We start from the raw sequence: 14683 nt of genomic DNA, 5'->3' as shown, positions 1-14683 counted from the left end.
CCACCCCGTGTTGACAACCTAGGGTGGGCCGTGAGCAGACTTGAGATGCCGGTGGTTGACCGGCGCGACGGCGGGATGGTCCCGCAGGTCGGCAACAGCAAGTGGGGGGGCTGCCTCAGTGGCAAGGGCCTGGGTCGCACGATCGACGGACGACCCGAAGAAGTGGACGACGTTTTGGTACGACCCCGACGGCAAGCAGCGTCAGAAGACCTTCGGTACCAAGGCGCGAGCTGACGACCACCGCAAGCGCAAGGAACAGGAACTGGACGCTGGGACCTACCTGGACGACCGGTTGGGCAAGCAGCCTGTGACGGCCGTATGGGAGCAGTGGACGAATCAAAGGAAGCTGGAAAACAGCACCAAGAAGCAATACCGGTCCATCCAGAGAACGACCCTTGAGCCGTTCTTCAAGGCCCGTTCCATCGTGTCCCTGAAAGTCGCAGATGTTGAGCAGTGGCTCTTGTGGATGGAGCAGGACCGCAAGCTGTCCGCCCGCACACGGCGTCAGCGGTTCTCGTTCTTCTCCGGGATGATGGACTGGGCCGTTGCCAACGAGATCATCGGCCGGAACCCGTGCAAGAGGGTCAAGGGCGCAGGGAGCCGCGCCAAGGAGATCCGGGAGCAGAAGAGCACCGCAAGGCGGCTCACGACGCGGGAAGTTCTGGCGATGTTGGATGCCGCTCCTCCGCGATACCGCGCGATGCTGTGGCTCATGGCTGGGTGCGGTCTGCGGCTGGGCGAGGCCATGGCTGTGTCCCGCGATCAGATCGACTTCAAGGCCGAAACGCTTCGCGTCGACTTCCAGATTGCGGAGGACGGAGACACCGAGTCGGGGAAGAACAGCGCGATCCAGCGTCGGCACATCAAGGCTCGTGACGAAGGCGAGCCAGGGCGTTCCGTCCCCCTCCCGCCGAACGTCGCATTCGAGTTGCGGCGGCACATCAGGAACCACGGCGTTTGGGGGCCAGAGCGGCTTCTCTTCCCCAACGTGACGCGGACTGGCTACCTCTACGCGTCGTACTTCTACCCGAAGATCTGGATGGAGGCCCTGAGCAAGGGACAGGTGAAGTACTGCAAGGCGCACTCGCTCCGGCACTACTACGGGTCGCGGCTGCTGTACGCCGGAGTCCCTAAGAACGACGTGGCCGACTGGATGGGCCACAGCAGTACGGACGTGCTGAGGGAGCACTACCACTACATCTTCGAAGGAGCCGAGCAGCGTGGCCGGGCCGCCATGGCAACGATGCTGACGCCCGGCGCCGACGACCCGACGGAGGCGTCAGAGGTCGCCTGATCCGCGTACGACAACAGCCCCCGGCGTCACGCCGGGGGCTGTGTTGTTTGTGCAGGTCAGTGGCCGTTTTCAGCCCGACGTCTGCCCAGGATTCCCCCAGCATGACGCCCAGGAACGGCCCTGATCGGGCCGCAACGGACGGAAACCCGAGGGTGCCCCTCCGGACCGTCGAAACAGCTCCTGACCTGCAAAAACCCTGCTAGGGAAGGTTCCTTGCCATCACGATCCGCTGAACTTGGTTCGTGCCCTCATAAATCTGGGTGATCTTCGCGTCGCGCATCATGCGTTCGACCGGGTAGTCACGGGTGTAGCCGTAGCCGCCGAGCAGCTGGACGGCGTCCGTGGTGACCTCCATCGCCACGTCGGAGGCGAAGCACTTGGCCGCCGCGCCCTGGAAGGTGAGGTCGGCGTCGCCGCGCTCGGAGGCGGCCGCGGCCTGGTAGGTGAGGGCGCGGGCGGCGGCGATCTTCATGGCCATGTCGGCGAGCATGAACTGGATGCCCTGGAAGTCGCCGATCGGCTTGCCGAACTGCTTGCGCTCCTGGACGTAGCCCTTGGCGTAGTCGAGGGCGCCCTGGGCGACACCGAGGGCCTGGGCGGCAATGGTGATCCGGGTGTGGTCCAGGGTCTTCATCGCGGTGGCGAAGCCGGTGCCCTCGTCGCCGATCATGCGGTCGGCGGGGATGCGGACGTTGTCGAGGTAGACCTCGCGGGTCGGCGAGCCCTTGATGCCGAGCTTCTTCTCCGGGGCGCCGAAGGAGACGCCCTCGTCGGCCTTCTCGACGACGAACGCGGAGATCCCCTTGGTGCGCTTGGCCGGGTCGGTGACCGCCATGACCGTGTAGTAGTCGGAGACGCCCGCGTTGGTGATCCAGCGCTTCACGCCGTTGAGGACGTAGTGGTCGCCGTCGCGGACCGCCTTCGTCGTCATGCCGCCCGCATCCGAGCCCGCCTCCGGCTCGGAGAGGCAGTACGAGAACATCGCGTCGCCCTTGGCCAGCGGCGCGAGGTACTTCTTCTTCAGGTCCTCGGAACCGGAGAGGATCACCGGCAGCGAACCCAGCTTGTTCACGGCCGGGATGAGGGAGGAGGAGACACAGGCGCGGGCGACCTCCTCGATCACGATGACCGTGGCGAGCGCGTCGGCCCCGGCCCCGCCGTACTCCTCGGGCACGTGCACCGCGTGCAGGTCGTTGGCGACCAGGGCGTCGAGCGCCTCCTGTGGGAAGCGGGCCTCCTCGTCCACCGCGGCGGCGTACGGGGCGATCTTCGCCTCGACCAGCGCGCGGACGACGTCACGGAGCATGTCGTGCTCCTCGGACGGGCGGTACAGGTCGAAGTCAGCCGATCCGGCCAAGGTCTCTCACTCCAGACGCAGTGGTGCTGACGCTAATTACTGTTAAGTAACTCAAAGTTTAGAGCGCGGCCCACGGATAGGTCACGTGAGCTTGGCGACAGCGGGAAAGTTGCCCGGAACACGGCCCGGTTATGCTCGGGCCGCAGCCCGCACCCACGTCCCCGAGCTGGAGCATCCATGAGCCTCAAGATCACCGTGATCGGCACCGGCTATCTCGGCGCCACCCATGCCGCGGCCATGGCCGAGCTGGGCTTCGAGGTGCTCGGTCTCGATGTCGTGCCCGAGAAGATCGCGATGCTGGAGCGCGGCGAGACCCCGATGTACGAGCCGGGGCTCGACGAGTTGCTGCGCAGGCACGTGGCCGGCTTCGAGGGCTCCAGCGGGCGGCTGCGCTTCACCACCGACTGGGCCGAGGTCGGCGCGTTCGGCGACGTCCACTTCGTCTGTGTGAACACCCCGCAGAAACACGGGGAGTACGCGTGCGACATGTCGTACGTCGACTCCGCGATCGCGTCGCTGGCCCCGCATCTCACCAGGCCCGCGCTGGTCGTCGGCAAGTCGACGGTGCCGGTCGGCTCGGCGGAGCGGCTGGCCGCGTACCTCGCGGAGAACGCGCCCGCCGGGGCCGATGCCGAGCTGGCCTGGAACCCGGAGTTCCTGCGCGAGGGCCTCGCCGTCCAGGACACCCTGCACCCCGACCGGCTCGTGGTCGGCGTGCGCAGCGAGCGCGCCGAGAAGCTGCTGCGCGAGGTGTACGCGACGCCGTTGGGCGAGGGCACGCCGTTCGTGGTGACCGACTTCCCGACGGCCGAGCTGGTGAAGACCTCGGCGAACTCCTTCCTCGCCACGAAGATCTCGTTCATCAACGCGATGGCGGAGGTGTGCGAGGCCGCGGGCGGTGACGTGGTCAAGCTGGCGGAGGCGATCGGGTACGACGACCGGATCGGGAAGAAGTTCCTGCGCGCCGGGATCGGCTTCGGCGGCGGCTGCCTGCCGAAGGACATCCGGGCGTTCATGGCACGGGCCGGCGAGCTCGGCGCCGACCAGGCGCTGACCTTCCTGCGCGAGATCGACTCCATCAACATGCGGCGCCGGGGGCAGATGGTCGAGATGGCCCGGGAGGCGCTGGGCGGGGGGTCGTTCCTCGGGAAGCGGGTCGCGGTGCTCGGCGCGACGTTCAAGCCGGACTCCGACGACGTGCGGGACTCGCCTGCGCTGAACGTGGCGGGGCAGATCCATCTGCAGGGCGGGCAGGTGACGGTGTACGACCCGAAGGGGATGGACAACGCCCGGCGGTTGTTCCCGACGCTCGGCTACGCCGTCAGCGCCGAGAAGTGTGTGCGGGGCGCTGATGTGGTGCTGCATCTGACGGAGTGGCGGGAGTTCCGGGAGCTGGATCCGGCGGCGCTGGGAGAGGTGGCCGCGGAGAAGGTGATCCTCGACGGGCGTAATGCGCTGGAGCCCGAGATCTGGCGACGCGCTGGATGGACCTATCGCGCCATGGGGCGTCCGACCGCGTAAGTCTGCGGGTGGGTGGGGGCTGAGCGCGCCCACGCGGCGGTAGCCGCATATTCAATACAGCCCCGCGCCCCTGACGGGGCGCTCCAGTGCGGGGCGCTTTATAGAACCGGACGACACCGGTTCGGCCGAGGCTCAGTCGGCCGAACCGGTGTCTTGTTGCATTCTGCACCACGCGGCACAGGCGTGGTCGGTGAACTGTCTGTGTGTTACCGGTCCTTGGAACGGTAACGGCGCATCTTCGCGCGGGCCCCGCACACCTGCATCGAGCACCAGCGGCCGCGTCCCGCCGGGCTGCGGTCGTAGTACGCCCAGTGGCAGGTGTCGGACTCGCAGGCCTTGAGGCGCGTCCAGGTGCCCTCGACCAGGGCGGCGGCGACGGCCGCGGCGATCCGGGAGAGCAGGGGGGCGGGGTCGGCGGGGGCCAGGGCCGCCGAGCCGTCGGCCGGGTCGACGGTGACGAGGAGAGGGGCGTCGGCCAGCAGCTCGCCCAGCGGGGTCACCTCGCGGTGCGGCGGGTGGCCTGCGTGGGCGAGGAGCGCGGCGCGCAGGGACTCGCGCAGGTCCCTGGCGGGCGGGAGCCCGGCCTCCGTGATGCCGAGGCGCGCCCTGCCGTCCGCCGTGTCGAGCGTGTCGGCGCCCGATTCGAGGTCCAGCGTGTTCACCAGGGCCTCGACCAGGGCCAGGCCGCCCGGCGCGGGCGATCTCTCACTCATCCCTGCAAGTTACCTCCCGAATTCGGTTGCGACGTTACCTCCGGCACGGGACCATGCGGTAACGGTTACTGGTTACCCGCCTTTGAGGGTAACTCCGGCTTCGAGGAGGAAGTCATGGCTCTCGCCAAGCTCGGTGTCGTCGTCCTGGACTGTCCCGACCCGTCCGCGCTCGCCGGTTTCTACGCCGGGGTGCTGGGCGGCAGCGTCGAGGGGGACGGTGACTGGGTGGATCTGGACGTGCCCGGCGGGCAGGCGCTGGCGTTCCAGCGGGCGCCCGGTTTCGTGGCGCCGGCATGGCCCGCGCCGGACGACTCGCAGCAGTTCCATCTGGACCTGGTGGTGGAGGATCTGGACGTGGCCGAGAAGGGGGTGCTGGAGCTGGGCGCGAAGCCGCTGGACACGGCGGACCGGGCGCGCGGCTTCCGTGTGTACGCCGACCCGGCGGGGCACCCGTTCTGTCTCTGCGCCGGCTGAGAGAGGGAGGACTCATGGCGTCCGTCGCCCGCTTGCGCAACGTAGTGATCGACTGTCCCGACCCGCACGCGCTGGCCGCCTTCTACGCGGCCGTCGTCGGCGGCGACCTGGTGGCCGAGGAGGACGACTGGGTCGTACTGAGGCTGCCGGACGGGCTGCGGCTGGGCTTCCAGCTGGCGGAGGGGTACACGCCGCCCGAGTGGCCGCGGGCCGACCACGGCTCGCAGCAGTTCCATCTCGACTTCGACGCGGGCCCGACGTGGGAGGACGTCGACGCGGCGGAGAAGAAGGTGCTGGCGCTGGGGGCGCGGCTGCTGCGGCGGGAGGAGGACCCGGTGGCGGAGGACTTCCGGGTGTTCGCCGACCCGGCCGGGCACCCCTTCTGCCTCTGCCGGATCGACTGACCGGGCCCTGACCGACCGAACCTCGGCCGGTCAGGCCTCCGCGTCGGCCGGGCGGGGTGGGGTCGGTTCTCTGCGGCGCTGGGTCGCGCGGGCGGTGAAGTCGGCGCTGCGCAGCACCCGCTGGACGTTTCCCCAGGTCAGCAGGGACAGTTCGGTCTCCGACCAGCCGCGCCGGAGCAGTTCGGCGATCAGATGGGGGTAGCGGGAGGTGTCGGCGAGGTCGCGGGGGTGGGCGGCGCCGGAGTCGTAGGTGCCGGACAGGGCGACGCACTCGGGTCCCGCGACCGTACGGACGTGGTCGAGGTGGGCGGCGACGTCCCGGGCGGTCGCCCCGGTCTGCTCGGCGATCAGCGGCACCATGCACAGGCCCTTGTGCTCGCCGAGCCGGGCGAGCAGTTCGTCGGAGAGGTTGGCGGGGTGGCTGCGTACGGCCGCGGCGGCGGAGCGGGTGCACAGGACCGGCGTCTTGGAGAGGGCGAGCACCCGGGCCAGGGTGGCCTCCGGGGCGCCGGTCAGGTCGGCGAGCACGCCGAGCCGGTTCATCTCGCGGACCACCTCCTCGCCGAACCGGGTCAGCCCCTCCTCCCCCGCCCAGGCGGCACCGGCGAGGCTGAGCACGCGCAGCCCGAGGGAGTGCAGGACGCGCAGGATGCCGAGGGAGTCGTCGAGGGCGGCGGCGGAGGCGGGGCCGAGCACGACGGCCACCCGGCCACAGTGGCGGGCGTCGATGACCTGTCCGGCGGTGCGTACCAGCCGCAGCCCCTCCGGATGTGCCTCGACCACCCGGCGGGCCAGGTCCAGCTGCTCCAGCGTGGCGCCCACGGCCCGGTCCGCCTGCGCCTCCCGCGGGAGATGCAGCGACCAGAACAGCGCGCCCACATGCCCCTCGCGCAGCCGGGGCACGTCCGTGTCCACGGCTGTCTCGCCCAGTTCCAGGTCGTACCAGGGCAGCGGTTCCAGCGCCCGGGGCAGCCCGCTGTAGCCGTCCGCGACCGGATGCGCGGTCAGCAGGGCACGGGCACGCTCCAGGCTCTCGGTGCCGGACTCCGCCGGGAACGGGTCGTCCGGAAGGCAGTCCACCTCGCCGACCTCGGTCGTGGTCGGGATGTGGTCCTGGAGGTCGGCCATGGCGGGCTCCGTACGTCGTCGTGAGCTACGTCGTGAAGGGGCTGTAGCCCACCGTCGCACGCCCGCCCGGGAGGGTTCCTGGTGGACGGGGCGTTCGGGGGTACGTCCCCCGAACGCCCCGCTCGTCTCTCCCGGCCTCCCTGCCGATCAGTCCCCGTCGCCGTCCAGCGACTCGATCGTGGCGTTGGAGGGCCCCCGCGTCCCCTGGAGGTCGCGGGCCACGTCCTCCGCCGCGCCCAGCACCCGTACCGCGTTCTGCCAGGTGAGCTTGGCCAGGTCGGGCCTGGACCAGCCGCGGTCGAGGAGTTCGGCGATGAGGTTGGGGTAGCCGGAGACGTCGTTCAGGCCGTCGGGGGTGAAGGCCGTGCCGTCGTAGTCGCCGCCGATGCCGAGGTGGTCGATGCCGGCGGCCTCGCGCATGTGGTCGAGGTGGTCGGCGACCGTGGCCGCCGTCGCGATCGGGCGCGGTGTGGTCTCCTCGAAGGCCCGGTGGACCTTCATCGCCTCCTCGGTCGTGTCGAGGTGGTGGAAGCCGTGGGCGCGCATGTTGTCGTCGGCCGCCGCCGTCCAGTCGACGGCCGCCTGGAGGACGAACTTCGGTACGAACGTCACCATCGCCATGCCGCCGTTGGCCGCGAGGCGTCCGAGGACGTCGTCCGGGATGTTGCGGGGGTGGTCGCAGACGGCCCGGGAGGAGGAGTGGGAGAAGATCACCGGGGCGGTGGACGTGTCGAGGGCCGCCCGCATGGTCGTGGCCGCCACATGGGAGAGGTCGACCAGCATGCCCAGGCGGTTCATCTCCCGCACGACCTCGCGGCCGAAGGCGGACAGGCCGCCGACGCCCGGCTCGTCGGTCGCCGAGTCCGCCCAGTCGTTGTTGTCGTTGTGGGTGAGCGTCATGTAGCGGACGCCGAGGGCGTACAGGCCGCGCAGGGTGCCCAGCGAGTTGTCGATCGAGTGGCCGCCCTCCGCTCCCATGAGGGAGGCGATACGGCCCTCGGCGCGCGCCGCCTCCATGTCCGCGGCGGTCAGCGCGGCCCGCAGGGCGTCCGGGTGACGGGCGATCAGCTGCCGTACGCAGTCGATCTGTTCGAGGGTCGCCGGGACCGCGCCCGGCAGGTCCGAGCGGACGTACACCGACCAGTACTGCGCCCCGACCCCGCCCTCGCGCAGGCGCGGGATGTCGGTGTGCAGGTGTGCGTTCTGGTGGGTGGCGATGTCGCGTGCGTCGAGGTCGTAGCGGACCTGCTCGCGCAGTGCGTACGGCAGGTCGTTGTGGCCGTCGACGACCGGGAACTCGCGCAGCAGGGACCGGGCTTCGTCGAGAGAGGTCATTGCGTGTTACTTCCCGGAGCCCTACTTGCCGAAGCCGAAGCCGTCCGAGCCTTCGACCTTGGCGCGCAGCCGCTTGCCCTTCTCGGTGGCCTGGTCGTTGAGTTCCTGCTGGAAGTCGCGCATCTTCTGCAGCAGTTCCTCGTCGTGCGCGGCGAGGATCCGGGCGGCCAGCAGACCCGCGTTGCGGGCGCCGGCGACCGAGACCGTGGCGACCGGGACGCCGGCCGGCATCTGCACGATGGAGAGCAGGGAATCCATGCCGTCGAGGTACTTCAGCGGGACCGGGACGCCGATGACCGGGAGCGGGGTGACGGAGGCGAGCATGCCCGGGAGGTGGGCCGCTCCCCCGGCACCCGCGATGATCACCTTCAGCCCGCGCTCGGCGGCCCGCTCGCCGTACGTCACCATCTCGCGCGGCATGCGGTGCGCGGAGACGACGTCGACCTCGTACTCGATCTCGAACTCGTCGAGGGCCTTGGCGGCGGCCTCCATGACGGGCCAGTCGGAGTCGGATCCCATCACGATGCCCACGACGGGGCCAACGGCGGTGCTCATTCGGTGATCGTGCCTCTCAGGTAGCCGGCAGCGTGACGTGCGCGCTCGAGAACGTCGTCCAGGTCGTCGCCGTAGGTGTTGACGTGACCGACCTTGCGGCCGGGCTTCACGTCCTTGCCGTACATGTGGATCTTCAGTTTGGGGTCGCGGGCCATGCAGTGCAGGTACGCGGAGTACATGTCCGGGTAGTCGCCGCCCAGGACGTTGACCATGACCGTCCACCTGGCACGCGGGCGCGGGTCGCCCAGGGGCAGGTCGAGGACCGCCCGCACGTGGTTCGCGAACTGGCTCGTGATCGCGCCGTCCTGGGTCCAGTGGCCCGAGTTGTGCGGGCGCATCGCCAGTTCGTTGACGAGGATGCGGCCGTCGCGGGTCTGGAACAGCTCGACGGCGAGGTGGCCGACGACCCCCAGCTCCTTGGCGATCCGCAGGGCCATCTCCTCGGCCCGCAGGGCGAGGTCCTCGTCCAGGTCGGGCGCGGGCGCGATCACGGTGTCACAGACGCCGTCGACCTGCCGGGACTCGACCACCGGGTAGGCGACGGCCTGACCGTGCGGGGAGCGGACGACGTTGGCGGCGAGCTCGCGGACGTAGTCGACCTTCTCCTCGGCGAGGACGGGCACGCCGGCCCGGAAGGGGTCGGTGGCCTCCTCGGCGGTCTCGACGACCCACACGCCCTTGCCGTCGTAGCCGCCGCGGACGGTCTTCAGGACGACGGGGAAACCGTCGCCCTCGGCCGCGAACCGGACCACGTCCTCCTGGTCGGCCACGATCCGGTGCCGCGGGCACGGGATGCCGATCGCGTCGAGCTTCGCCCGCATCACGCCCTTGTCCTGGGCGTGCACCAGCGCGTCGGGACCGGGGCGCACGGGGATGCCGTCCGCCTCCAGGGCCCGCAGATGCTCGGTGGGCACGTGCTCGTGATCGAAGGTGATCACGTCACAGCCGCGCGCGAACTCACGCAGCGTGTCCAGGTCGCGGTAGTCGCCGATGACGACATCGCTCACCACCTGGGCCGCGGAGTCCTGAGGGGTGTCACTGAGGAGCTTGAACCTGATGCCCAGCGGGATGCCCGCCTCGTGCGTCATACGCGCGAGCTGACCCCCGCCGACCATGCCGACTACCGGGAACGTCACGCCCCCAGGGTATCGGCAGCGCCGCAGTGGCCGGATTCCGCGCCCACGACCAGGGCTCTTACCTGCCGCTTCAGCGCCTCTTGCCCCGCTTTTCCCGCGGTTTTCCGGTGCTCTTTCCAAGCTGTTTCCGACCTGTGTCGCCATCCACAGGCGGGCGCCATACTGGGCCGTTAGCATGGCGGAGTTGGCCTAAACCTACGGACGGGAGCCCGCACGACCATGGAACATCGTTCCTCGGGGCTGCAACGGCTCGTACGCGAGGTCGCCAAGTTCGGCGCCGTCGGCGGAGCCGGGATTCTCGTCAATCTCGGCGTCTTCAACCTGCTCCGGCATGCCACCGGCCTGCAGGTGGTGCGGGCGAGCGTCATAGCGACCGTCGTCGCCATCGTCTTCAACTACGTCGGCTTCCGCTACTGGACGTACCGGGACCGTGACAAGCACGGCCGCACCAAGGAACTCACGCTGTTCCTGCTGTTCAGCGCGGTCGGCCTGGTGATCGAGAACGGTCTGCTGTACCTGGCGACCTACGGCTTCGGCTGGGACAGCCCGCTGCAGAGCAACGTCTTCAAGTTCGTCGGCATCGGCGTGGCGACGCTGTTCCGCTTCTGGTCGTACCGCACCTGGGTGTTCAAGGCACTGCCGGCGCGCGAGACGGTCGCCGACGCGGAGGCCCTCCTGGAGCGGGCCGCCGACACCGAGAAGCCCCGGCAGCAGGTTCGCTAGGACGCCTCAGCGGACCATGGGCCGGTCGTCGTTCCGCTTGTGCGCCGGCGGGGTCCGGGACAGGAACAGACCGAACACCGGCGGCTGGGCCTGGAGCAGCTCCAGACGGCCGCCGTCGGCCTCCGCGAGGTCGCGGGCGACGGCGAGCCCGATCCCGGTGGAGTTGCGGCCGCTGATGGTCCGCTCGAAGATCCGGTTGCCGAGATCCGCCGGCACCCCGGCGCCCTCGTCGGTCACCTCGACCACGGCCTGGTTGCCGGTCACCCTGGTCCGCAGGGCGACCGTGCCGCCCCCGTGCATCAGCGAGTTCTCGATCAGCGCGGCCAGCACCTGCGCCACCGCGCCCGGCGTGCCCACCGCCCGCAGATGCCGCTTGCCGGAACTGACAATCGCCCGGCCCGCGCTGCGATAGGCGGGCCGCCACTCGGCGAGCTGCTGCTGGATGACCTCGTCCAGGTCGAAGGAGACGGCGGAGCCGGTACGCGGGTCGCGGGAGTTGGTCAGCAGCCGCTCCACCACGTCCGTCAGCCGCTCCACCTGCGTCAACGCCACGTTCGCCTCCTCCTTCACGATGTCCGGGTCGTCGGTGAGGGTGATCTCCTCAAGGCGCATGGACAGGGCGGTGAGGGGCGTGCGCAGCTGGTGGGAGGCGTCGGCGGCCAGCCGCCGCTCGGCCGTGAGCATCCGCGCGATGCGCTCGGCGGAGGAGTCCAGGACATCGGCGACCCGGTCCAGCTCGGGGACGCCGTAGCGCTTGTGCCGGGGGCGCGGATCGCCGGAGCCCAGCCGCTCGGCGGTCTCCGCGAGGTCGGTGAGCGGGGAGGCGAGCCGGTTGGCCTGCCGGATGGCGAGCAGCACGGCGGCGATCACGGCGAGCAGCGCGACGGCACCGATGATCAGCAGCGTACGGCCGACCTCCCGGGTCACGGTCGAGCGCGGCTCCTGGACGGTGACCGTCTCGCCTTCCTCGCCGTCGGCGGTGTAGTGGATGACGTCACCCTCGGGCTTCGCCCCGAGCTCCATCGGCGGCTTGCCCGGAATCCGGATGACGGCGTACTGGTCCTTGCCGACCTGGCTGCGCAGTATCTCGGCGGTGACGTCCTCGTCCCCGAGGATGCGGCTGTCGACGATGCTGGCGAGCCGGAGGGCTTCGGAGTCGACGCGCTCCTGGGCGCTGTTGCTGATGGTCCGTGACTCGACGATGACGAGGGACACGCCGAACACGGCGATGACGACGAGCACGACAGCCAACGTGGACTGAATCAGCCGACGCCGCACGTCAGCGCCCCGTCAGGGGCGCGGGGAACTGCGCGACCAGCCACCTACGACGGTCGGTCGCGCACTCAGCGGTACCACCCACCACTCAGCTCTTCTCGAACCGGAACCCGACACCACGCACAGTGGCGATGTACCGAGGATTGGCCGCGTCGTCACCGAGCTTCTTGCGCAGCCACGAGATGTGCATGTCCAGCGTCTTGGTCGACGACCACCACGTCGTGTCCCAGACCTCGCGCATCAACTGGTCCCGCGTGACGACCCGCCCCGCGTCCCGCACCAGCACCCGCAGCAGGTCGAACTCCTTCGCGGTGAGCTGGAGTTCCTCGTCGCCCATCCACGCCCGGTGCGACTCGACGTCGATCCGCACACCGTGCGTGGCCGGCGGCTGCGCGGGCTCCGCGGCACCGCGCCGGAGCAGGGCCCGTACCCGGGCGAGCAGTTCGGCGAGACGGAAGGGCTTGGTGACGTAGTCGTCGGCGCCCGCGTCGAGACCGACGACGGTGTCCACCTCGTCGGCCCGCGCGGTCAGGATGAGGATCGGCACGGTGTGGCCCTCGGCACGCAGCCGGCGCGCGACCTCGAGGCCGTCCATGCCGGGCAGCCCGAGGTCCAGCACCACCAGGTCGACGCCGCCCTGCATTCCGGCGTCGAGCGCGGTGGGTCCGTCCTCGCGCACCTCGACCTCGTAACCTTCCCGGCGCAGTGCGCGGGCCAGCGGCTCCGAGATGGACGCGTCGTCCTCGGCGAGCAGTACACGGGTCATGAGGTGATGGTAGTCCGATCACGCGCAGTACAGGAGTGTGATCGGCACCAGGGATTCTTACCTTGGGGCACAGTGGTACGAACCTATGGGCGGAAGGTGCGATCGTAGGAGGGACCTTCGAAACCGGGTGCGAGGTTCCGCCGACACCTGTGATCCCTGTCTCAAGTCCTTCCATATCCGGCAGTGTCCTGACGTACAGTGACGTGAACGCCTGTAGTACACCCGGGGACCTTTGGTGGGCATCTTGACGCTGAAGGTCTCTTTTGTGTGCGGGCTGACCCTGGTCGGCCTTGAAAGGAATGACCTCTGGCCGGGCTCCGGACGCGACACAGCGTCACGGTGCGTGGATCCCGGTGGTCGCCGTCCGCCGCCCCGCGACCCGGGGCGGACTCCCCCTGGGCGTGGGGTGGACGGTCCGACCCGCCGGTGCCGGCCGCTCCCCCCACGGGCGCGCAGAGCCCCACCGCGCGTCCCGACCAGCAAGGAACGACCATGGCGTCCAGCCTGACGAAGGACTCGGTCCGACCGGGCACCCCCGGTTCCGAGAAGACCTTCTTCGGCCACCCCCGCGGACTGGCCACTCTCTTCATGACCGAGATGTGGGAGCGATTCTCCTACTACGGCATGAAGGCCCTGCTCCCGCTGTACCTGGTCGCTCCCGGCGGCCTGCACATGAGCGCGGCCACGGCGACGGCGATCTACTCCGTGTACCTGTCGCTCGTGTACCTGCTCGCCCTGCCGGGCGGCTGGTTCGCCGACCGCGTCCTCGGTCCCCGCAAGACGGTCGCCGTCGCGGGCACGGTCATCATGCTCGGCCACCTGACGCTGGCGCTGCCCAGCTCCGGTACGTTCTTCGCCGGCCTCGGCCTGGTCGCCATAGGATCCGGCCTGTTGAAGGCCAACATCTCCACGATGGTCGGCCACCTGTACGACGGTCCGGACGACCCGCGCCGTGACGGTGGCTTCACGCTCTTCTACATCGGCATCAACCTCGGTGCGTTCGCCGCGCCGCTGGTCATCGGCACCGTCGGTGAGAACTACAACTGGCACCTCGGCTTCGCGCTGGCCGCGGTCGGCATGGCGCTGGGCCTCGCCCAGTTCCTGCTCGGCACGCGCCACCTGAGCTCCCGTTCGGACATCGTCCCCACGCCGCTGTCCGCCGCGGAGAAGAAGGCGACGCTGACGAAGGCCGGGCTGTGGGCCGCCGTCGCCGCGGTCTTCTACGTCGTCGTCGTGGTCTCCGGCCACTACACGCTGAACTGGCTGCTGGTCCCGATCACCATCGCCGGTCTGCTGATCCCGGTCGTGGTCATCGCCCGCATCAAGCGGGACAAGGACCTGGACCGCGCCGAGCAGTCCAAGATGAGCGCGTACATCTGGTTCTTCGTCGCCGCCGCGGTCTTCTGGATGATCTACGACCAGGGCGGCTCGACCGTCTCCCTGTTCGCCGACGCCTCCGCGAAGAACACGATCTTCGGCTGGAACTTCCCGGTCTCCTGGTACCAGTCCGTCAACCCGGTCATGATCATGGCGCTCGCGCCGGTCTTCGCCTGGGCGTGGCTGGCGATGGCCCGGCGGGGCAAGGAGCCGAGCACTGCCGTGAAGTTCGCCGGTGGTCTGGTGCTGATCGGTGCGTCGTTCTTCCTGTTCCTCGCGCCGCTGTCGATCGCCGACGGTGGTCACAAGGCCGCGGCGATGTGGCTGGTCGGGATCTACTTCGTGCAGACCGTGGGTGAGCTGCTGCTGTCTCCGGTGGGTCTGTCGGTCACGACCAAGATGGCTCCGGCCAAGTACGCGTCCCAGATGATGGGTGTGTGGTTCCTCGCGGTCACCGCGGGTGACGCGACGACGGGTCTGCTGTCCATCGCGGGCGTCGACCTCAACAAGACGGGGATCGTGGCGTTCCAGGCGGTGCTCGCCGTGCTCGCCGGTGTGGCTGTGTGGCTGTACCGGAAGAAGGTCCGGGAGCTCATGGGCGACGTTCACTGATCGTCTTCTGACA

General features: G+C 69.6%; 14 protein-coding genes. 6 read left to right on the top strand and 8 right to left on the bottom strand.

What is annotated here, in order from left to right; genetic code table 11:
* The first annotated feature begins 118 nt into the window (after nucleotides 1-118).
* Nucleotides 119-1294, top strand: coding sequence for a site-specific integrase (locus tag AB0D85_RS18655; RefSeq protein ID WP_362321219.1), 1176 nt, complete (start codon nucleotides 119-121; stop codon nucleotides 1292-1294).
* A 199-nt stretch (nucleotides 1295-1493) separates the two neighbouring features.
* On the opposite strand, the gene AB0D85_RS18650 is transcribed toward AB0D85_RS18655, so the two are convergent.
* Complete coding sequence (locus tag AB0D85_RS18650) at nucleotides 1494-2651, bottom strand: acyl-CoA dehydrogenase (RefSeq protein ID WP_362321217.1); 1158 nt, start codon at nucleotides 2649-2651, stop codon at nucleotides 1494-1496.
* Between the two features lie 177 nt (nucleotides 2652-2828).
* On the opposite strand from AB0D85_RS18650, the gene AB0D85_RS18645 reads away from it, so the two are divergent.
* Nucleotides 2829-4172: a UDP-glucose/GDP-mannose dehydrogenase family protein gene (locus AB0D85_RS18645; protein WP_362321214.1), complete on the top strand. Its 1344-nt coding sequence runs from the start codon at nucleotides 2829-2831 to the stop codon at nucleotides 4170-4172.
* A gap of 206 nt (nucleotides 4173-4378) precedes the next feature.
* On the opposite strand, the gene AB0D85_RS18640 is transcribed toward AB0D85_RS18645, so the two are convergent.
* Complete coding sequence (locus AB0D85_RS18640) at nucleotides 4379-4885, bottom strand: CGNR zinc finger domain-containing protein (RefSeq protein WP_362321211.1); 507 nt, start codon at nucleotides 4883-4885, stop codon at nucleotides 4379-4381.
* A 114-nt stretch (nucleotides 4886-4999) separates the two neighbouring features.
* Between AB0D85_RS18640 and AB0D85_RS18635 the strand changes: the two genes are divergently transcribed.
* The gene (locus AB0D85_RS18635; RefSeq protein ID WP_362321208.1) at nucleotides 5000-5359 is read left to right on the top strand and encodes a VOC family protein; all 360 of its coding nucleotides are present in this window, start codon (nucleotides 5000-5002) and stop codon (nucleotides 5357-5359) included.
* 14 nt (nucleotides 5360-5373) lie between these two features.
* Nucleotides 5374-5763 carry a VOC family protein gene (locus AB0D85_RS18630; protein WP_362321205.1) on the top strand — a complete coding sequence of 130 codons (390 nt, stop codon included), beginning with the start codon at nucleotides 5374-5376 and terminating at the stop codon, nucleotides 5761-5763.
* A gap of 30 nt (nucleotides 5764-5793) precedes the next feature.
* Here AB0D85_RS18630 and AB0D85_RS18625 read toward each other — a convergent pair whose 3' ends face one another.
* The 4 genes from AB0D85_RS18625 to AB0D85_RS18610 all read right to left on the bottom strand — a co-directional run bounded on the left by AB0D85_RS18625 (nucleotide 5794) and on the right by AB0D85_RS18610 (nucleotide 9917).
* Nucleotides 5794-6891, bottom strand: coding sequence for a dipeptidase (locus AB0D85_RS18625; protein WP_362321203.1), 1098 nt, complete (start codon nucleotides 6889-6891; stop codon nucleotides 5794-5796).
* A 147-nt stretch (nucleotides 6892-7038) separates the two neighbouring features.
* Nucleotides 7039-8226, bottom strand: a complete 1188-nt coding sequence (locus AB0D85_RS18620; RefSeq protein ID WP_362321200.1) for a dipeptidase — start codon at nucleotides 8224-8226, stop codon at nucleotides 7039-7041.
* 21 nt (nucleotides 8227-8247) lie between these two features.
* Nucleotides 8248-8781: a 5-(carboxyamino)imidazole ribonucleotide mutase gene (gene purE, locus AB0D85_RS18615; RefSeq protein ID WP_362321197.1), complete on the bottom strand. Its 534-nt coding sequence runs from the start codon at nucleotides 8779-8781 to the stop codon at nucleotides 8248-8250.
* Nucleotides 8778-9917, bottom strand: coding sequence for a 5-(carboxyamino)imidazole ribonucleotide synthase (locus AB0D85_RS18610; protein ID WP_362321194.1), 1140 nt, complete (start codon nucleotides 9915-9917; stop codon nucleotides 8778-8780). Before AB0D85_RS18610 ends, purE begins: the two co-directional genes overlap by 4 nt.
* Before the next feature lie 219 nt (nucleotides 9918-10136).
* On the opposite strand from AB0D85_RS18610, the gene AB0D85_RS18605 reads away from it, so the two are divergent.
* Nucleotides 10137-10640 (top strand): GtrA family protein, encoded by a 504-nt coding sequence (locus tag AB0D85_RS18605; RefSeq protein ID WP_362321192.1) that lies wholly within the window; start codon nucleotides 10137-10139, stop codon nucleotides 10638-10640.
* Nucleotides 10641-10646: 6 nt separating this feature from the next.
* On the opposite strand, the gene AB0D85_RS18600 is transcribed toward AB0D85_RS18605, so the two are convergent.
* Together AB0D85_RS18600 and AB0D85_RS18595 are read right to left on the bottom strand one after the other, a co-directional pair.
* Entirely contained in the window at nucleotides 10647-11918 is a 1272-nt protein-coding gene (locus AB0D85_RS18600; RefSeq protein ID WP_362321189.1) for an ATP-binding protein, read from the bottom strand.
* 85 nt (nucleotides 11919-12003) lie between these two features.
* Nucleotides 12004-12681: a response regulator transcription factor gene (locus AB0D85_RS18595; RefSeq protein WP_058928367.1), complete on the bottom strand. Its 678-nt coding sequence runs from the start codon at nucleotides 12679-12681 to the stop codon at nucleotides 12004-12006.
* Nucleotides 12682-13173: 492 nt separating this feature from the next.
* Between AB0D85_RS18595 and AB0D85_RS18590 the strand changes: the two genes are divergently transcribed.
* Nucleotides 13174-14670, top strand: coding sequence for an oligopeptide:H+ symporter (locus AB0D85_RS18590; protein WP_362321185.1), 1497 nt, complete (start codon nucleotides 13174-13176; stop codon nucleotides 14668-14670).
* Nucleotides 14671-14683 lie beyond the last annotated feature (13 nt).

This window comes from Streptomyces sp. NPDC048277 (assembly GCF_040652235.1).
In the GTDB taxonomy this organism is placed as follows: domain Bacteria; phylum Actinomycetota; class Actinomycetes; order Streptomycetales; family Streptomycetaceae; genus Streptomyces.
The sequence above is the reverse complement of the archived record's forward strand: the minus strand, read 5'-3'. Positions and strand labels throughout refer to the sequence as shown.